This is a genomic window from Intrasporangium mesophilum (genome assembly GCF_054783095.1).
The window spans coordinates 147,163-164,739 of record NZ_BAAGRF010000003.1 but is presented as its reverse complement, the minus strand read 5'-3'; the positions used below and the strand labels follow the sequence as shown (position 1 = coordinate 164,739).

Sequence of the window (17,577 nt, the reverse complement as noted above, 5' to 3'; positions counted from 1 at the left end):
GCGTGTTTGACGGACCCCCCACGGGCGTGCCACGGTTCGCAGTACCGAAGGACGACGGGGCAAGCCGGTGAGAATCCGGCGCTGACCCGCAACCGTGATGCCGCTCGCACGAGGCCCTGCCCCGCCAGGCGACCAGCCGGAAAACCCGCGCCCTTACCGGCTCCTTTGTCAGTCTGTCGTGGAATGCGGACCGGAGTCACCCTGCCGGGCCGACCCGATGGTCGAGGTCCGACACGGTGTCCGACCGCGAGGAGGTAACCGTGTCCCCTGTTCGTCGCGGCCCGCTCCGGGTCGTCCTTGCCCTGCTCGTCGCAGCCTTCCTGGGCGCGCTCACCGTCGCGCCCGCCCAGGCAGCGGCCTACCGGTTCTGGGGCTTCTACCAGCTCGAGAACGGCGCGTGGGTGTTCGCCCAGAAGGGTCCCGACCAGACCGTCCCCGCCGACGGGTCCATCGACGGCTGGCGGTATGCCGTCGGTGACGAGAGCTCGAGCCGCTTTCCCCGCGCGGTCATGACCTTCGAGCAGGTGTGTGGCTCGACGGCGCCGCAGGCCGGCAGCAAGCGGGTCGCGGTCGTCGTGGACTTCGGGCGCCCTGCCGACTCCGAGAACGCCGCGACCCCGCCCGAGCCGAAGGCGGTCTGCGCCGTGGTCCCGGAGAAGGGGACGAGCACCGAGGTGCTCAAGGCCGCGGGCGAGCTGCGGGTCGAGAAGGGACTCATCTGCTCGGTCGCCGGCTATCCGGCCTCGGGCTGCGGCGGCGAGGTCAAGGAGGTCAGCGCCGAGGCGAAGGCCGCTGACACGGCGGTCACCATCGCTGCACCGGCCGCCAGCACGTCAGCCACACCGTCGACGACCGCTCCCGCCGACGCGGCCGCCCAGCCGGCGTCGAGCAGCAGCGGAGGGTCGACGGCGGCATACCTCATCGTCGGCTTGGCCTTGCTCGCGCTCATCGCCTACCTGGTCTACCGGGCGCGGTCTCGCGCCGGCAGCGACGCCTGAGAAGGAGGACCGGCCTCTGATGCAGCTCCGTCCCCGACTCCAGCACCCCGCAGCCTGGTGGCTGTGGGGGCTGGGGCTCGCGACAGCTGCGTCCCGCACCACGAACCCGGTCCTGCTCCTGCTCGTCATCGGGGTGTGCGTGCTCGTCGTGAGCGAGCGCCGCGACCCGGCGACTCCGAACGTGCTCCTGGCGTTCCTCGTCGTCGGGGTGACCGTCGTCGCCTTCCGTGTCGTCATGACGGCCGTGCTGGGCAACGGCATCCGCGGCGACACACCACTGTTCACGATCCCGCAGGTGCCGCTGCCCGACTGGGCCTCGAGCATCCGCATCGGCGGTGAGGTCACGCTCGAGTCGCTGCTGTATGCCGCATACGACGCCCTTCGGCTCGCGGCGATCCTCGCGTGCCTCGGTGCGGCCAACGCTCTGGCGAGCCCGCGACGCCTGCTGCGCTACCTGCCTGCCACGCTCTACGACATAGGCACGGCGGTGGTCGTCGGGCTCACGTTCGCGCCCCAGCTGGTGACGGACGCCCGCAACGTCCGTGCCGCCCGCACGCTGCGCGGGAGGGACGGACGCGGGCTGCGCGAGCTGGCGCGCCTCGCCGTGCCGGTGCTCGAGACGGCGTTCGAGCGCTCGCTGGCTCTCGCCGCGTCGATGGAGTCCCGCGGCTACGGGCGGGCCGTCACGATGACGTCCTCGAGCCGCAAGCTGGCCACCGGCCTCGCGCTGGCCGGCCTCGCGGGCGTCCTCGCCGGCCTCTACGGCCTGCTGGACTCCTCGGCGGGCGGCGTGCTCGGCCTGCCCCTGCTGCTCGCCGGCGCTGCCCTGGCCGCGGCGAGCCTGCTCGTCGGCGCATCGCGCGACCACCGGTCCGGACACCGCCGCGACCGCTGGGCGTGGACCGAGACCCTGACCGTCCTCGCGGGGGCGGTCCCGGGGGCTGTGCTCGTCGTCGCCTCCGCCCAAGGCTGGCCGGGCATCGTGCCGGGCCAGCAGGCCGAGCTCCCGGCAGTTCCGCTGCTTGCCGTGGTCGCGATCCTGGTCGCCGCGCTGCCGGCCTGGCTCACGCCCAGACCCCGGGAGGTGACCCCGTGATCGTCTTCGAACAGGTGTCCGTGGAGTATGCCGGCGCGCCGGGTCCCAGCCTTCGTGACGTCACGCTGGAGATCCCGGAAGGCGAGCTGGTGCTCGTCGTGGGCCCCACCGGCAGCGGCAAGTCGACCCTGCTGCGCACGGTGAACGGCCTCGTCCCGCATTTCAGCGGTGGCACCCTGCGTGGGCGGGTCACCGTCGACGGTCTGGACACGGCGCAGCACCGGCCGCGCGACCTGGCCACGGTCGTCGGGCTCGTCGAGCAGAACCCCTCCTCCACGTTCGTCACTGACGTCGTCGAGGACGAGGTCGCCTACGGGATGGAGACGTTGGGCCTGGACTCCACCACCATCCGGCGGCGGGTCGAGGAGACGCTCGACCTGTTCGGGCTGACGCCGCTGCGCTCGCGGCCCCTGGCCGCGCTCTCCGGCGGGCAGCAGCAGCGGGTCGCCATCGCGGCGCTCTTCGCCGCCGGCCCGCGGATCCTCGTGCTCGACGAGCCGACCTCGGCGCTCGACCCGGTAGCGGCCGAAGAGGTCCTCGCGTCCCTGCATCGCATCGTGCACGATCTCGGAGTGACGGTGGTCCTCGCCGAGCACCGGCTCGAGCGGGTGGTGCATCACGCCGACCGTGTCGTCCTCGTCGACGACGGCACTGTGTCGGCTCTGCTCGATCCGGCCGAGGCGATGAGCCGGTCCCGCATCTTCCCACCCGTCGTGGGACTCTCGCGCCTTGCCGGTTGGTCGCCCACTCCCCTGTCCATCCGTGACGCGCGCCGACGAGCCGCGGCTCTGCGCGAGACTCTCGGCGCGAGCCCTCCCGAAGTGACCGCGACACTCCGCAGTGCCGGTCCGCGTGACGCGATCAGCGTCTCCGGCGCGCGAGTCACCCGCGCGGGCAGGATCGTCATCGACGATCTCGACCTGGTGGTGGCGCAGGGGTCTGTCACGGCCCTGATGGGCCGTAACGGTGCCGGCAAGTCCACGCTTCTCGGAGCCCTCGCAGCGCAGCACCGGCTGGCCTCAGGGCGCGTCCGGCTGGGCCTTTCCGCGATGGACCCGCACGGCGTGCCCGCTCGTGAGCGAGTCCGCACCGTAGGCCTCGTGCCCCAGCAGCCCGAGCTGCTCCTCTACGCTGACTCCGTCTCGGCCGAGTGTGCAGCGGCCGACGCCGACTTCGGCGCCGCTGCCGGCACGACCCGCGGGCTGCTCGACCGGATCTCGTCGGGAATCGACGGCTCCACCCATCCGCGTGACCTGTCCGAAGGCCAGCGCCTCGAGGTCGCGCTGGCCGTCATCCTGGCCGCGTCGCCCGAGGTGCTCCTGCTCGACGAGCCGACGCGCGGGCTCGACTACGGCGCCAAGAAGCGGCTGGGGAAGGTCCTCGCGGGCCTCGCGTCCGAAGGTACGGCCGTCCTCGTCGCCACTCACGACGTGGAGCTGGCGGCGGAGATCGCCGATCGCGTCGTGATCCTGGCCGACGGGGAGATCGTCACAGACGGCCCGGCTCGCGAGATCCTCTCGTCCTCACCGGCGTTCGCGCCGCAGGTGACCAAGGTGCTGCTGCCCCAGACCTGGCTCACGGTCGACGAGGTCGCCGAAGCCCTCGGGAGGACGGCATGACCGGACACCGTGTCATCCCGCTGCGCTGGCCGGCCGTTGCGGCCGTCGCCATCGTCGGCGTCGTCGGCCTGGTCGCCTTCTTCTGGCCGTTCTTCGTCTCTGCCGGGTTCGCGCGCGACCACGGGAACGACGCACCGTGGCTGTTCGCCCTGCTGCTCGGCCTGCTCGTCGTGGTCTGCCTGGCCGAGGTGACTGCCGGACGCCTGGACGCGAAGACGATCGCGGTGCTCGGCGTAGCGGCTGCGGCTGGGGGCATGCTGCGCCTGCTCAGCGCGGGGACGGCCGGACTAGAGCCGATGTTCTTCATCGTCATCGTCGCCGGGCGGGTGCTCGGTCCGGGGGTTGGCTTCGTCTCGGGTGCGCTGGCTGTCACGACCGGCGCCCTGCTCACGGGCGGGATCGGGCCCTGGCTGCCGTTCCAGATGATCTGTGCGGGCGGCATCGGGCTCGGCGCCGGGCTGCTGCCGGGGCATGCCGGGGCGCGCTCCGAGCGCTGGGTCCTTGCCGGGTACGCCCTCGTGACCGGGCTCGCCTACGGCGTCGTCATGAACCTATGGTTCTGGCCCTTCCTCGGCGCCAACGCCCCGACCGGGATGGGCTTCGTGCCGGGAGCACCCCTGTCCGACAACCTTGCTCACTACGTGCTCTTCTACCTGTCCACGTCTCTGGCCTGGGACCTGCCCCGCGGAGCCCTCAACGCGGCGCTCGTCCTTGCAGCCGGACCGGCGCTGCTGCGGGTGTTCCGCCGGGGCGCGCGGCGCGCGGCGTTCGGGGCACCGGTCGAGTTCGCTCCCCCGCCGGTCCCGGTTGCCGTTGGCGGCAGGTCGGAGCCCGAGGCGCCTGGCAGTGAGGAAGGCGCCCGGTGAGTCCCGCCCGGCGAGCAGCGACGACGACCCTGGTGACCGGCCCGGTGCGTAGCGGAAAGAGCCGGCACGCCGAAGAGCTGCTCCGCGGGTCGGCTGCGGTCACCTACGTCGCGACCGGACAGCCCGCCGACCGGTCGGACCCGGAGTGGGCGCGGCGCGTCGAGGCCCACCAGGCCCGGCGACCCGAGACGTGGCGCACGGTCGAGTCGACCGAGCTCGCCGCGGTGATCGACCGTGCGACCGGACCGCTGCTCATCGACTGCCTCGGCACCTGGGTGACCGCTGTCGTGGACCAGACGGGCTGGGACGACCTGGAGAAGGCGGCTGCGGCGCTTCGCACCCGGTCAGCCCAGCTGGTCGAGTCGCTGTGCGCGACCACCCAACCGGTCGTCGTCGTGACGAACGAGGTCGGTTGGTCCCTCGTCGCGACCACAGCATCCGGACGGCTCTTCCAGGACGAGCTGGGCCGGCTCAACGCAGCGGTGGCGGAGGTGGCCGCACGTGTCCACCTCGTCGTCGCGGGTCGCGTCCTCGACCTCACTAATGTCCCTGTCGTCGGGGCCAGCGGCACACCCCGCTCCGCCGGTGGCTGACGCCGTGTCTGCGAACGACGCGCCCGGCGACCAGCCTGGGCGGCTGCTCACGAACGGCTGCCGCCTGGCCTTCGGCACCTTCACGGCCCTGCCTGTGGGCCATCCCCGGCGCGCCGATGTCAGAACGTTCGGCACGGCGATGCTCCTTGCACCCGCGACCACCGGGCCGGCGCTCGTGTCCTGGGTCGCGCTCGGGCTGCTCGCGACGCATGGCGTGCTGCCCGGACTGGTGGCCGGTGCGCTGGCCTTGGCGATCATTGCCCTGCTGTCCCGGGCGCTCCACCTCGACGGCCTCGCCGATCTCGCGGACGGGCTGACGGCCGGCCACGACCCCGAGCGCTCGCTGGCCGTCATGCGCAAAGGCGATGTCGGTCCCGCGGGGATGGCGGTCCTCGTCCTGGTGCTCCTCCTGGACGCCGCCTGTCTCTCAGGGCTTCTCGTCGACCATGCCGGGATCACGCTGGCCGGGTCGGCGCTCCTCGCGAGCCGGCTGGCTCCCGCGATCTGCGCGCGCAGCGGCATACCGGCAGCTCGACCTGAGGGTCTCGGTCAGGCGGTCGCGGGGTCGGTGTCACGCAAGGCCGTCGTGACCCAGGTCGTCGTCGTCTGCCTGCTGGCCGGGGCGGTGGGCTGGCTCACCGTGCCGGCCGCGAACCCGGCCGGACATCTTCGGGCGGCGGCCGCTGGCGTCATCGTGGTGCTCGCGGGGGTCGTCGGCGCAGTCGCCGTCCGCCGCCGCGCCGTGCGCCGGCTTCGCGGGATCACCGGCGACGTCATCGGCGCGGCGATGGAGATCGCCCTGGCCGTGGCCTTGGTGACAGCCACCGTCGTGAACGGCCTTTGGGGCCAGTGAGACTGAGCGCTCACTCGACGAAAGGGCGGGCCACTCGAAGTGACCGTCAGGCTTCGCGGACCTGAACCTCCACGAAGGGCGGCTTGACCACTGTGGCCGCGACCGGCCGGCCGCGGACGTCGATCTCGACGGCGGTGCCGTCGGCCACATCAGGTGCTAGCAGTGCCAGTGCGATGCCCTGCTTCAGGGTGGGTGAGAACGTCCCGGAGGTGACCTCGCCGACCGGCTCGCCGTCTCGGCTCACCGTGCAGTGCGCTCGCGGGATGCCGCGGCCGGTCACAAGCAGCCCACGGGACAGGCGCGCCGGCGCGGCCTTCTCCGCCTCGAGTGCGGCCTTGCCCCAGAACGTGTCCTTCTTCCACCCGACCGCCCAGCCCGCGCGCGCCTGCACTGGAGAGATCTCGAGCGAAAGGTCCTGTCCGTGAAGGGGATAGCCCATCTCAGTGCGCAAGGTGTCGCGCGCGCCGAGGCCACACGGCATACCGTCGTAGGGCTGGACGGCCTCGATGAGGGCGTCCCACAGTGACGGCGCGTCGTCCCACAGCGGGACCAGCTCGTAGCCGCGCTCGCCGGTGTAGCCCGTCCGGCAGACGATGACCGGCCGGCCGTTCCACTCGGCCTCGACGAACGACATGTAGCCGTGGCCCGCGGGCAGTCCGAGCGCTTCGAGGGTCTCGTCCGACTTGGTCCCCTGCACAGCGATGACGGCGTAGTCGCGGTGCAGGTTGGTCACCTCGATGCCCTCGGGCGCGGCGGCCTGAAGACGACGCACGACTTCCGCCGTGTTCGCGGCGTTGGGGATGAGGAAGACGTCGTCGTCTGCCTTGAGATAGACGATGAGGTCGTCGACGACGCCGCCGGACTCGTCGCAGCAGAGGGTGTACTGCGCCTGGCCCGGTTGGATCCGTCGCACGTCGTTGGTGAGACACGCGTTGACGAAATCGGCGGCGCCCGGCCCCTTGACCGAGGCCTTGCCCAGGTGGCTCACGTCGAAGACACCGACCCGCTCGCGCACCGCCGTGTGCTCGGCCACGACACCACCGCCGGGGTACTCGATCGGCATGTCCCAGCCTCCGAAGTCGGCCATCTTGGCGCCGAGGGCGACGTGGCGGTCGTGCAGGGGCGAGGTGAGCGGGGAGGTCGTCCCCGACGTCTCTGTCGTCATGGCCGCCAACCTACCGCCACAGGCATGCACGGCTGGGCTCGTTATCATCGAGCGCCGCCTGCGGCAGACCGTGCCCCACGGTGACACACCATCTGCCCCCTCCGGACGCGCCCACACTCGTGCGCCCGCGAGCACACGACGAAGGAGTCCGACGTGCCCAACCTGACCCTCTCCACCCGATCGGCCGCAGAGACGGCCGGCGATGCGCTCGTCGTCGCCCTCGTCTCCGGTGAGGGCGGAGCGACCCTCGCGGCCGGGCACGGGCTGCCCCGCAAGACGGCATCGCACCTGAAGTCGGTCGTCGCCGACCTCGAGCTCGCCGGCAAGGTCGGCGAGGTGACGACCCTCGCCGCCGTGCCGGAGGTCGCCGCCAAGCTCGTCGTCCTCGCCGGTGTCGGCGAGCTGACGTCCAAGCCCGACTCGACGTCCCTCGAGGATGTTCGCAAGGGCGTCGGCGCCGCAGTCCGCTCGCTGAGCAAGAAGAAGAAGGCGGTCGTCGTGGTCCCGGGCAGCTCGGCGGAGCTGGTCGCCGCTGTCGCCGAGGGCTGCGCCCTGGGTGGGTATGCCGTGTCGAAGGCGGGGACGACGAGCACCGACGCTGTGGCCGCCGTCGCCATCGTCGGCCCGGCCGACGCCGCGTCGCGTCGCGCTGTCAAGCGCGCCGCCGCCCTCGGCGAGGCGGTCGCCTACGTGCGCGACCTGGTCAACCTGGCGCCCAACCTGCTCTACCCGGAGACCTTCGTCGACTCCCTGGCCGAGCGGATCAAGGGCACGAAGGTCAGGCTCAAGTCGTACGACATGAAGCAGCTGCGGGCCGGTGGCTTCGGCGGGACGGTCGGCGTTGGCCAGGGCTCGGCGAACGAGCCGCGGATCGCCGTGCTCAGCTACGCTCCTGCTCGCCCGAAGGCCTCGATCGCCTTCGTGGGCAAGGGAATCACGTTCGACTCGGGTGGCCTGTGCATCAAGCCCGCCACCGGCATGCTCACGATGAAGTGCGACATGGCGGGTGCGGCGGCGGTCGCCGGTGCGGTGCTGGCCGTCGCCGAGCTGGGGCTGCCCGTTGCCGTGACCGGCTACCTCGGGCTCGCCGAGAACATGCCGAGCGCTACCGCGCAGCGCCCCAGCGATGTCGTCACGATGCGCGGTGGCAAGACGGTCGAGGTCCTCAACACCGACGCCGAGGGCCGGATGGTGCTCGGCGACTGCATCGCGCTCGCGTCGGAGACCAACCCCGATGCCATCGTCGATGTGGCGACGCTGACTGGGGCCCAGGTCGTCGCCCTCGCCAACACCGCAGCCGTCATGGCCAACGACGACACCTTCCGCGGGAGGGTGCTCGAGGCCGCCGACCAGGTGGGCGAGGCCATGTGGCCGATGCCGCTGTCGAAGGACCTCCGGCCGGCGCTCGACTCGATCAACGCCGACCTCGCGCACAAGGGTGGTTCCGAGGGCGGCATGCTCACTGCGGGAATCTTCCTGAGCGAGTTCGTCGGCGAGGGCATCCCGTGGAGCCACATCGACATCGCCGGACCAGCGTTCAACGACAAGGCACCGACGGGCTACTGGCCCAAGGGCGGTACCGGCTTCGGGGTCCGGACGCTCGTCGGCCTCGCCGAGTCCTACGCGTAGCTTTTGGGCTCGCTCCGCTCGCCGTGTCCGGCGCGCCTTGACGTCACGCCTTCCCTCCTCGACTGGCTCGCTGGCGCTCGCTTCGCTCGTCAGTCCAGGCGCGACGCGCGCCGAACCACTACATGGGCTCGCTCCGCTCGCCGTGTCCGGCGCGCCTTGACGTCACGCCTTCCCTCCTCGACTGGCTCGCTGGCGCTCGCTTCGCTCGTCAGTCCAGGCGCGACGCGCGCCGAACGCAGTGGGCGCTTGCCTAGGTCTTCCTCAGCCGCCGGACTTGCGCCGGAACATCTGCTGCTGCTTGGCCGGTCCGTGCGCACCGTGGACCTTCGACCGGTCGCCGTCGTCGGAGACGTCCTTGCCGCCGTGGGCGTGCTTCTTGTCCAGGGCTGCCCTGAATTTCGCCTTCATCTCCTCGCTCGGGCCGGCGGCCGCCGCATCCTTGTTCGTCATTCGAAGTACTCCTCGGTGTGGTGGCGCGCCGCTCGCGGCACGGTGGGACGCCTCCCACCCTGCCAACCGACCGGCATACGCGCCAGTACTTTTGCCTTGACAGAGGTTCGACAGGCGCTGGACGAGGGCCGGTCCGCCCCGTTCAGGCGTCCCCGCTGCGCTTGCGGGAGTTCCACTCGCGCATGCGGCTGGGATACCCAGTGTGGTTCACGTCGTAGACGGGGATGCCGAGCTTCTGGCTGATCTCGAAGGCGTCCTTCGGTGACCCGACCGCTCGACGGGTCCACTCGCCGTCCCAGGCGATGAGCACGATGGTCGTCTTCGTGACGCTCGTGGCGGGCTCCACATAGGCCTCGACACCGAGGTGCGACTCCGCGAACGAACGGAGGTGGCTGTCCACGGCCTTGCGGTCGATGTCCATCTGGGGCCCGTCGGAGCGACCTTGGCGGTCGTCGCCCTTGCGACCTCCGCGGCGTGAGAACCAGCCCATGGCGGCACTGTACGTGCTCGACCCGTGGTCGGGCCGTCACTGCGCGGGCAGGCGTGACCTGCCTGTGACGTCGCCCTCGATCAATGACAAGATGCTGTGCAGTTCGAACCCTGAGCTACGCACCCATTCCCAAAAGGAGCGCAACCATATGTCGGCTGGTGCCGCGGACGACTACGACGTCGTCATCCTCGGCGGGGGGTCCGGCGGCTACGCCTGCGCCCTTCGCTCCGCAGAGCTGGGCCTCTCGGTGGCCCTGGTCGAGAAGGGGAAGCTGGGCGGCACCTGCCTCCACGTCGGCTGCATCCCGACCAAGGCCCTGCTGCACGCGGCCGAGGTCGCCGACGTGGCACGCGAGGGCGCCCAGTTCGGCATCAAGTCGACGTTCGAGGCCGTGGACATGTCGGGGGTGCACCGCTACAAGGACGGCGTGGTCACCCGGCTGCACAAGGGCCTGCAAGGCCTGGTCAAGGCGGCCAAGATCACCTATGTCGAAGGCACAGGCGCGCTCGACGGCCCCGACACCGTGGTCGTGGGCGACCGGCGGCTGACTGGACGCAACGTCGTCCTCGCCACCGGCAGCTACCCGAAGTCGCTGCCCGGGCTCGAGATCGGTGGCCGCATCATGACGAGTGAGCAGGCCCTGCAGATCGACCATGTGCCCGCCCGCGTCGTGGTCCTCGGCGGTGGCGTCATCGGCGTCGAGTTCGCGTCGGTCTTCAAGAGCTTCGGCTCTGAAGTGACCGTCATCGAGGCACTCCCCCGGCTCGTCGCGGCCGAGGACGAGGCGATCAGCAAGCAGCTCGAGCGCGCCTTCCGCAAACGCAAGATCGCCTTCAAGACGGGGGTGTCGTTCACCGGCGCCACGCAGACCGGCGACGTCGTGAGCATCTCGCTCGACTCCGGCGAGACCATCGAGGCCGACCTGCTGCTCGTCGCCGTCGGGCGCGGCCCCGTCACCGACGGGCTCGGTTTCGAAGCAGCCGGCGTCACCGTCGACCGCGGCTTCGTGCCGACGGACGAGCGGCTGCGCACCAACGTCCCCACCGTGTATGCCGTGGGTGACATCGTTCCGGGCCTTCAGCTCGCGCACCGCGGGTTCGCCCAGGGGATCTTCGTGGCCGAGGAGATCGCCGGCCTCTCCCCTGCCGTCATCGAGGAGACCGGCATCCCGCGGGTCACCTACTGCGACCCCGAGATCGGCAGCGTCGGCCTCACCGAGGCCCAGGCCCGCGAGCAGTACGACGAGGTCGAGACCTACGAGTACAACCTCGGCGGCAACGGCAAGTCGCAGATCCTGGCCACCCAGGGCTTCGTCAAGCTCGTGCGCCAGAAGGACGGACCCGTCGTCGGCGTCCACATGATCGGTGCCCGCATGGGCGAGCAGATCGGCGAGGCCCAGCTCATCGTCAACTGGGAGGCACACCCCGAGGATGTCGCCGGTCTCATCCACGCGCACCCGACACAGAACGAGTCGCTCGGCGAGGCACACTTGGCCTTGGCGGGCAAGCCCCTGCACGCACACGCTTGAGCCAGTCACTGGGAAGAGGAGAAAACACGTCATGTCAGATCGCGTGACCATGCCGGCCCTGGGTGAGTCCGTCACCGAGGGGACCGTCACCCGCTGGCTGAAGAACGTCGGTGACCGCGTGGAGGTGGACGAGCCGCTGCTCGAGGTCTCGACCGACAAGGTCGACACCGAGATCCCCTCACCTGTCGCGGGCACCCTGCAGGAGATCCTCGTGCAGGAGGACGACACGGTGCCCGTCGGCGCCGACCTCGCCGTGATCGGCGACGGAGCAGCAGCGCCGGGCGGTGGCGACGCTCCTGCCGCCACCGAGGCACCCGCCCCAGAAGCCGCACCCGCGCAGGAGCCGGCACCGGCCGCCGAGGCACCGAGCACCGAGCAGGAGCCTGCCCCGGCCACGAGCGAGCCCGAGGCCGCGGCCGCCGCGCCGGCCCCGGCAGCCGAGGCCCCTGCGGCACCGGCGCAGTCGGGTGGCGGTGGCGGCCAGACGGTGACGATGCCTGCCCTCGGGGAGTCGGTCACCGAGGGCACCGTGACTCGCTGGCTCAAGTCCGAGGGCGAGGAGGTCGCCGTCGACGAGCCGCTCCTCGAGGTCTCGACCGACAAGGTCGACACCGAGATCCCGTCTCCGTTCGCGGGCACCCTGACCAAGATCCTCGTCGGCGAGGACGAGACGGTGCCCGTGGGTGGCGACCTGGCCATCATCGGCGGTGGCGCACCGGCAGCCGCCGCTTCCGCTGCGCCGCAGGCGTCGAGCGCTCCGGCCCCGCAGGCCCCGGCTCCCGCGCCCGCTGCACCCGCTGCACCCGCCCCGGCTCCCGCTCCGCCGGCAGCGCCTGCGCCCGCTCCGCCGGCAGCGCCTGCGCCCGCCGCGGCTCCCGAGGCGGCGGACGCAGCTCCCGCGCCCGCCGGGCTTCCGGCCGACGCCGAGCGTCCCGCTGCGCAGCAGTCGCCGGAGGGCGATGGGTCCGGTGACGCCGCCTCGCGCGACGAGGCTGCGGCATACGTCACGCCACTCGTGCGCAAGCTGGCCAGCCAGCACGGCGTCGACCTCGCGAGCATCAAGGGCACCGGCGTCGGCGGCCGTATCCGCAAGCAGGATGTCCTCGATGCTGCCGAGGCGGCCAAGGCCCCCGCAGCTCCGGCCCCGGAGCAGCCCGTCGCCCCGGCCGCCCAGGCTGCTCCGGCCGCTCCGGCGGCCGCTGCACCGTCGGCGACCGTCTCCCCCAAGCGCGGCACGCGCGAGAAGATGAGCCGGCTTCGCAAGGTCATCGCCACGCGCATGGTCGAGTCGCTGCAGGTGTCAGCGCAGCTGACGACGGTCGTCGAGGTCGACCTGACGAAGGTGGCCCGGATCCGCGACCGCTCCAAGCGCGACTTCGAGGCGCGAGAGGGCGTCAAGCTCAGCTTCCTGCCGTTCCTTGCGCTCGCCGCGACCGAGGCGCTCAAGGCGCACCCGATGGTCAACGCGAGCGTCGAGGGCGACGAGATCGTCTACCACGGCTCGGAGAACCTCTCGATCGCCGTCGACACCGACAAGGGCCTCATCGTCCCGGTCGTCAAGAACGCCGGTGACCTCAACATCGCTGGGCTCGCCCGGGCGATCGCCGATGTGGCCGAGCGCACCCGCAACAGCAAGATCACGCCCGACGACCTGGCCGGTGGCACCTTCACCATCACCAACACCGGCAGCCGGGGCGCGCTGTTCGACACCCCGATCATCAACCAGCCGCAGGTCGCGATCCTCGGCACGGGCGCGATCGTCAAGCGCCCGGTCGTCGTCACCGACCCCGACGGCGGCGAGACCATCGCGATCCGCTCGATGATGTACCTCGCGCTGTCGTACGACCACCGCATCGTCGACGGCGCGGACGCCGCCCGCTTCCTGGGCACGATGAAGACCCGCCTCGAGGAGGGTCGCTTCGAGGCCTGAGCACGGGCCTCCAGGGTTGTGATCATGACGAAGCGCGTCGCCATCACCGGCTCGTCCGGTCTGATCGGCGACGCGCTTCGTCATCATCTGACCGACCGAGGTGACAGCGTGCTGCGGGTCGTGCGCCGGGACACCTCTGCACCTGACGAGGTCGGGTGGGACCCAGAGCGGGGCCAGCTCGAGGAGAGCGCCTTGGACGGCGTCGACGCGGTGGTCAACCTGGCCGGGGTCGGGATCGGCGACCGGCGCTGGACGCCGGAGCACAAGCGCGAGGTCGAGCGCTCGCGCACCGACGCGACCGGCACGATCGCACAGGCCGTGGTCGCGCACCGTGCTCGGACGGGGCGGACGGTCCGCCTCGTCAACGCCTCGGCGGTCGGCTACTACGGCGACCGCGGCGACGAGGTCCTGACGGAGGAGAGCGAGGCGGGGCACGACTTCCTCGCCGGCGTGGTCACCCGCTGGGAGGCCGCCGCCGAGCCGGCGGTGAGTGCCGGCATACCCGTGGCCTGGGTCCGGAGCGGGCTCGTCATGTCGCGCCGGGGCGGCGCCTTCGAGCCGCTGCTGCGTCTGGCGCGTCTCGGGCTGGGCGGCCCGTTGGGGTCGGGAACAGAGTGGTGGCCGTGGGTCACGCTCGTCGACGAGGTCCGGGCGATCGCGCACCTGCTTGACCGGCCGGAGCTGACCGGTCCTTTCAACCTCGTGGCACCGCAGCCGGCTCGACAGAAGGACATCGCCCGGGCCATCGGCTCGGCGCTGTCGCGTCCCGCCGTCCTGCCCGCGCCGCGGCTGGCGCTGCGGGTGGTCGTCGGCGAGTTCGCCGACTCCATCCTGGCCAGCCAGTGCGTCGAGCCGGCAGCCCTGCGCAGCTCGGGCTTCGAGTTCGAGCACCGCGACCTCGACACTGCGGTCAGCTGGCTCGTGCAGCGCTGATCGAGACGATCCGCCAGCCCGCTGCGCCTCGCTCGAGGCGGAACTCCAGCAGGTCACCGCGCTCGGCCGCCCGCTGACGGCGCATGCCGTCTGGGTCGACGACGACGTATGCCGCCCAGCTCACTCGGGCGCGGACGACGGCCACGCGGCCTGCGCCGGACACGAACTTCGCGTCGGCGACCTGGGACCGCAGGCCCTCCCAGCGAGTCCCCGACGCGCGCATCGACGCCACGAGCTGCTGGTCCGCGAGGGCGCTCGGCGACCCGGCGGCATGCACGGCGGCGAGCGCCCCCGTGTCGCGCTGGACGAGCGCGCGGCCACGACGGTCGCTCAGCGCCTGCAGGAGGGCGAATGGCCGGGCCGACGGGGACCCGGGCGCCGACAGCACCGGGTCCGCGCGCGGCGCACCCGACCTGGACGATGCGGTGCCCGAACCGCCCACGGTGGCGGCGGCCCGTGCGACCGGCACGCTCGTCGGCACGCTGCCGGGTGTCGCCGCGCCGGGCGGCACCCTCGCCGCCAGGGCCCAGCCGGCGGCGGCGAGCGTGAGGGCGGCAGCGGCGGCGATGCCTGAACGGCGGGGCCATCGCCACGAGCCCCGGTCTCGCGCCGCCTCGGCGTCCAGACCGGCGGCGTCGTGGCCGGCCGTCTCGGGCAGCCGGTGGGTCAGGGCCGCGGCCGGGTCCAGGTCGAGGACGACCTCGACCGGCTCGGGCACAGTGGCGTCGAAGAAGCGCCGCGGCAGCTCGGCCGAGGTCGGGCGGCAGGCAGGATTCGGGTCGATGCAGGCGCTGATCAGCCCGGCGAGCGCTGGGCCGACATGGCTCTCGATCACCTCCGGGTCGAGGCGCAGCGGCGTGTCCGGGGCCCCGTTGCCCGTGGCGCAGAACCAGGCGAGCGCCCCGAGGGAGTAGACATCGCCGGCCATCGAGGGCTCGTCGCCCGCGCGAATCTCCGGCGCGACGAATCCGGGCGTGCCGTGCACGATCCCGTGCTCCGCGCCGACCACGCGCGTCGAGCCGAGGTCGAGCAGGACGGGCCGGCCAGCAGGCGTGACCATGACGTTGCCTGGAGAGACGTCGCCGTGGAGTCCGCCGGCGGAATGGATCGCCGCGACCGCCTCGCAGATCGGCGTCAGGACCGTGACGGTCTCGCCCGCGCGTAGACGCCCGCGCGATCGCACCATGCCCGCGAGCGCCTGGCCCGGGACGAGGTCGAACACGAGGGCGGTGCGGCCGTCCTGGAGACCGACGGCGTCGCGCAGCGGAACCAGATGCCCGTGTCGGACCGCACGGAGGACATGCTCCTCGACGCGTGCCTGCGCGAGGTCCGCTGCATCCGCCCGCAGATGCGGCACCTTCACGGCGACCGGTCGACCGCCGGGACCGGTCCCGGACCACACGACGCCGCTCGCCCCTTCGCCAATCACCCGCCCGAGGGCATAGCCCGGCACCGTCAAGGGTTGCTGTCGCTCCGTCACCCGTCCATGCAAGCAGCGCCGCGCACAGCCGCGTGGGCGTCATCCACAGGCAGTGGCGTTCGGTCAGTCGGGCACTTCGCCCGGCGTCACGACGTCCACGACCCGGCAGCCGCGGGCGCTGATGCGTGCCGCGTCGATCACAGCCAGCACGTGCACCGCGTCGCGCGGGTCCACCGGCATAGCGGCCTGGGGGTCGTCGGTCGCCAGGGCTGCTGCGACCGCACGGTAGAAGTCCGCCTGGTCGGCGCCCGTCACGACCGGACCGGGCTCACGCTCGTCTCCGCGGACCACCCACCCGACCGCATCCCCCTGGTTGAAGAACTCCGTGAACGAGCTGACGTCGTCGAACTGCTTGCCGATGACGTAGGAGCCAGCCGACCCCAGCACGCGTGCGCGAGGGCCGGGAGCGCCGTTGACCGAGCTCGCCAGGAGGTGGCTGACCACGCCGGAGGTGTGGTGGCACGCCAGGAACGTGTCGTCCTCTGCGACCGTGGTTCGCGAGTCGGCCTCGGCGTAGACCGCCTCGACCTCGCCGTGCAGGAGCACCGCCTGGTCGACGAGGTGCGTGTGCAGGTCGAGCAGAAGCCCGCCTCCCTCCTCCGGGCCGACCTGCTCGCGCCACCGCTGTTTCGGCACGGGCCGCCAACGGTCCCAGCGATACTCGGCCCGCCAGATCTCGCCGACGAGCTCGTCGTCCCGGACGCGGGTGAGGGCCGCCAGCTCGGGGTCGAACCGCCGGTTGTTGAAGACGGTCAGGGGCACACCGTGGTGCGCTGCGAGGTCGACGACATCGAGTGCGCTCTTCGCGTCCACCCCCAGCGGCTTGTCGACCACGAGGGGCAGACCGGCGCCGATGACACGCTCGGCCTGCTCTGCATGAACGCCGCTCGGCGACGCGAGCACGACCACGTCGACTCCGTCGAGCGCAAGCAGCGTGTCGAGGTCGGGCACGACGACCGCATCCGGGTGCTCGGCGTGCACCTCCTCGGCACGGGTCGGGTTGGACGTCGACACGGCCGCGACCGTGAGCCCGGCGCGGACGATCAGTGGAGCGTGGATCCCGCGGCCGGCCGAGCCGTAGCCCACGAGGCCGACGCGAAGGGACGGAGCGGACGTGACGTCGGAAGGCGGCATACCGAGGTTGTATGCCGTCCGAGGCGCTCGCGCAAACGAACCGCCGCCGGGAGGACGCCTGAGTCGGCGCACCCTCGGACGGGTGCGGACCCGTCGCGCGGCGCGCGTACGCTGACGCCATGCGTTTCGTGCACCTCGGGCTCGACCCTGACTTCGTCGACTACGAGCAGGCGTGGCAGGTCCAGCGCGACACCCACGCGAAGGTCGTAGCCGGTGAGGAGCCCGACACCATCTACCTGCTCGAGCACGCGGCGGTGTACACCGCCGGCAAGCGCACCGAGCCGCAGGAGCGTCCCAAGGACGGCACGCCGGTCATCGACGTCGACAGAGGCGGCAAGATCACCTGGCACGGACCGGGCCAGGTCACCGGCTACCCGATCGTCCGGCTCCCGGCCCCGATCGACGTCGTCGGATATGTCCGGACGCTCGAGGAGATGATGATCCGGGTGTGCGCGGACTTCGGGGTCGAGGCCGGGCGGGTCGAGGGCGAGAGCGGGACGTGGATCGCCGCCGACGAGCGGGGTCCGCGTCGCAAGATCGGCGCCATCGGCATCCGGGTGAGCCGCCAGGTCGCCATGCACGGCTTCGCATTCAACTGCAACCCAGACCTGTCGTGGGGAGAGGTCATCATCCCGTGCGGCATTGTCGGCGCGGGTGTCACGTCATTGTCCTTCGAGCTGGGACGGGACGTGCCGGTGCTCGAGGTGCTGCCGCACGTCGAGAAGCACCTGTCCGACCTGATTCCGGATCTCCGGCCGAACGGGCGTGTCTCCGCCTGACGCATCCCGTGCCGACCGCCTAGGGTGTGCCTGA

Annotated in this window: 16 protein-coding genes and 1 riboswitch; of the genes, 11 read left to right on the top strand and 5 right to left on the bottom strand. The window is 71.9% G+C overall.

What is annotated here, in order from left to right:
- Positions 1-7: 7 nt before the first annotated feature.
- A riboswitch (cobalamin riboswitch) is annotated at positions 8-167 on the top strand.
- Between the two features lie 93 nt (positions 168-260).
- The 6 genes from ACYVLP_RS02095 to ACYVLP_RS02070 are packed head-to-tail and all read left to right on the top strand — an operon-like array spanning position 261 to position 6,025.
- Positions 261-998 (top strand): SCO2322 family protein, encoded by a 738-nt coding sequence (locus ACYVLP_RS02095; RefSeq protein ID WP_460625683.1) that lies wholly within the window; start codon positions 261-263, stop codon positions 996-998.
- 19 nt (positions 999-1,017) lie between these two features.
- Positions 1,018-2,094 carry an energy-coupling factor transporter transmembrane component T gene (locus ACYVLP_RS02090; protein ID WP_460625682.1) on the top strand — a complete coding sequence of 359 codons (1,077 nt, stop codon included), beginning with the start codon at positions 1,018-1,020 and terminating at the stop codon, positions 2,092-2,094.
- Entirely contained in the window at positions 2,091-3,713 is a 1,623-nt protein-coding gene (locus tag ACYVLP_RS02085; RefSeq protein ID WP_460625681.1) for an ABC transporter ATP-binding protein, read from the top strand. The genes ACYVLP_RS02090 and ACYVLP_RS02085 overlap by 4 nt, the downstream gene beginning before the upstream one ends.
- Entirely contained in the window at positions 3,710-4,579 is an 870-nt protein-coding gene (locus ACYVLP_RS02080) for an ECF transporter S component (protein WP_460625680.1), read from the top strand. Before ACYVLP_RS02085 ends, ACYVLP_RS02080 begins: the two co-directional genes overlap by 4 nt.
- Complete coding sequence (gene cobU / locus ACYVLP_RS02075; RefSeq protein ID WP_460625679.1) at positions 4,576-5,172, top strand: bifunctional adenosylcobinamide kinase/adenosylcobinamide-phosphate guanylyltransferase; 597 nt, start codon at positions 4,576-4,578, stop codon at positions 5,170-5,172. The genes ACYVLP_RS02080 and cobU overlap by 4 nt, the downstream gene beginning before the upstream one ends.
- Before the next feature lie 4 nt (positions 5,173-5,176).
- On the top strand, positions 5,177-6,025 hold the full coding sequence (locus ACYVLP_RS02070; RefSeq protein ID WP_460625678.1) for an adenosylcobinamide-GDP ribazoletransferase: 849 nt from the start codon (positions 5,177-5,179) through the stop codon (positions 6,023-6,025).
- 46 nt (positions 6,026-6,071) lie between these two features.
- Here ACYVLP_RS02070 and gcvT read toward each other — a convergent pair whose 3' ends face one another.
- Entirely contained in the window at positions 6,072-7,190 is a 1,119-nt protein-coding gene (gcvT, locus tag ACYVLP_RS02065; protein WP_460625677.1) for a glycine cleavage system aminomethyltransferase GcvT, read from the bottom strand.
- Positions 7,191-7,343: 153 nt separating this feature from the next.
- Between gcvT and ACYVLP_RS02060 the strand changes: the two genes are divergently transcribed.
- The gene (locus tag ACYVLP_RS02060) at positions 7,344-8,819 is read left to right on the top strand and encodes a leucyl aminopeptidase (protein WP_460625676.1); all 1,476 of its coding nucleotides are present in this window, start codon (positions 7,344-7,346) and stop codon (positions 8,817-8,819) included.
- Positions 8,820-9,080: 261 nt separating this feature from the next.
- Here ACYVLP_RS02060 and ACYVLP_RS02055 read toward each other — a convergent pair whose 3' ends face one another.
- Entirely contained in the window at positions 9,081-9,269 is a 189-nt protein-coding gene (locus ACYVLP_RS02055; protein WP_460625675.1) for a DUF5302 domain-containing protein, read from the bottom strand.
- 142 nt (positions 9,270-9,411) lie between these two features.
- On the bottom strand, positions 9,412-9,759 hold the full coding sequence (locus ACYVLP_RS02050; RefSeq protein WP_460625674.1) for a hypothetical protein: 348 nt from the start codon (positions 9,757-9,759) through the stop codon (positions 9,412-9,414).
- A 148-nt stretch (positions 9,760-9,907) separates the two neighbouring features.
- Here ACYVLP_RS02050 and lpdA point away from each other — a divergent pair, with 148 nt between their 5' ends.
- The 3 genes from lpdA to ACYVLP_RS02035 are packed head-to-tail and all read left to right on the top strand — an operon-like array spanning position 9,908 to position 14,150.
- Complete coding sequence (gene lpdA, locus ACYVLP_RS02045; protein WP_460625673.1) at positions 9,908-11,287, top strand: dihydrolipoyl dehydrogenase; 1,380 nt, start codon at positions 9,908-9,910, stop codon at positions 11,285-11,287.
- Between the two features lie 31 nt (positions 11,288-11,318).
- The gene (gene sucB, locus ACYVLP_RS02040; RefSeq protein ID WP_460625672.1) at positions 11,319-13,217 is read left to right on the top strand and encodes a 2-oxoglutarate dehydrogenase, E2 component, dihydrolipoamide succinyltransferase; all 1,899 of its coding nucleotides are present in this window, start codon (positions 11,319-11,321) and stop codon (positions 13,215-13,217) included.
- Positions 13,218-13,241: 24 nt separating this feature from the next.
- Positions 13,242-14,150: a TIGR01777 family oxidoreductase gene (locus ACYVLP_RS02035; RefSeq protein ID WP_460625671.1), complete on the top strand. Its 909-nt coding sequence runs from the start codon at positions 13,242-13,244 to the stop codon at positions 14,148-14,150.
- Here ACYVLP_RS02035 and ACYVLP_RS02030 read toward each other — a convergent pair.
- A complete protein-coding gene (locus ACYVLP_RS02030) occupies positions 14,128-15,630 on the bottom strand; it encodes a protein kinase domain-containing protein (protein ID WP_460625670.1) in 1,503 nt (500 codons plus the stop codon). The two genes, ACYVLP_RS02035 and ACYVLP_RS02030, sit on opposite strands and share 23 nt — an antisense overlap.
- A 63-nt stretch (positions 15,631-15,693) precedes the next feature.
- The gene (locus ACYVLP_RS02025; protein ID WP_460625669.1) at positions 15,694-16,764 is read right to left on the bottom strand and encodes a Gfo/Idh/MocA family protein; all 1,071 of its coding nucleotides are present in this window, start codon (positions 16,762-16,764) and stop codon (positions 15,694-15,696) included.
- 119 nt (positions 16,765-16,883) lie between these two features.
- Here ACYVLP_RS02025 and lipB point away from each other — a divergent pair, with 119 nt between their 5' ends.
- Positions 16,884-17,543: a lipoyl(octanoyl) transferase LipB gene (lipB, locus tag ACYVLP_RS02020; protein WP_460625668.1), complete on the top strand. Its 660-nt coding sequence runs from the start codon at positions 16,884-16,886 to the stop codon at positions 17,541-17,543.
- The last annotated feature ends 34 nt before the right edge of the window (positions 17,544-17,577 follow it).

Bases quoted from the DNA above. Each gene is read 5' to 3' on its own strand.
- ACYVLP_RS02090 (WP_460625682.1), top strand. From the start codon at position 1,018: ATGCAGCTCCGTCCCCGACTCCAGCACCCCGCAGCCTGGTGGCTGTGG.
- ACYVLP_RS02080 (WP_460625680.1), top strand. From the start codon at position 3,710: ATGACCGGACACCGTGTCATCCCGCTGCGCTGGCCGGCCGTTGCGGCC.
- gcvT (WP_460625677.1), bottom strand. From the start codon at position 7,190: ATGACGACAGAGACGTCGGGGACGACCTCCCCGCTCACCTCGCCCCTG.
- ACYVLP_RS02055 (WP_460625675.1), bottom strand. From the start codon at position 9,269: ATGACGAACAAGGATGCGGCGGCCGCCGGCCCGAGCGAGGAGATGAAG.
- ACYVLP_RS02050 (WP_460625674.1), bottom strand. From the start codon at position 9,759: ATGGGCTGGTTCTCACGCCGCGGAGGTCGCAAGGGCGACGACCGCCAA.
- lpdA (WP_460625673.1), top strand. From the start codon at position 9,908: ATGTCGGCTGGTGCCGCGGACGACTACGACGTCGTCATCCTCGGCGGG.
- sucB (WP_460625672.1), top strand. From the start codon at position 11,319: ATGTCAGATCGCGTGACCATGCCGGCCCTGGGTGAGTCCGTCACCGAG.
- ACYVLP_RS02035 (WP_460625671.1), top strand. From the start codon at position 13,242: ATGACGAAGCGCGTCGCCATCACCGGCTCGTCCGGTCTGATCGGCGAC.
- ACYVLP_RS02025 (WP_460625669.1), bottom strand. From the start codon at position 16,764: ATGCCGCCTTCCGACGTCACGTCCGCTCCGTCCCTTCGCGTCGGCCTC.
- lipB (WP_460625668.1), top strand. From the start codon at position 16,884: ATGCGTTTCGTGCACCTCGGGCTCGACCCTGACTTCGTCGACTACGAG.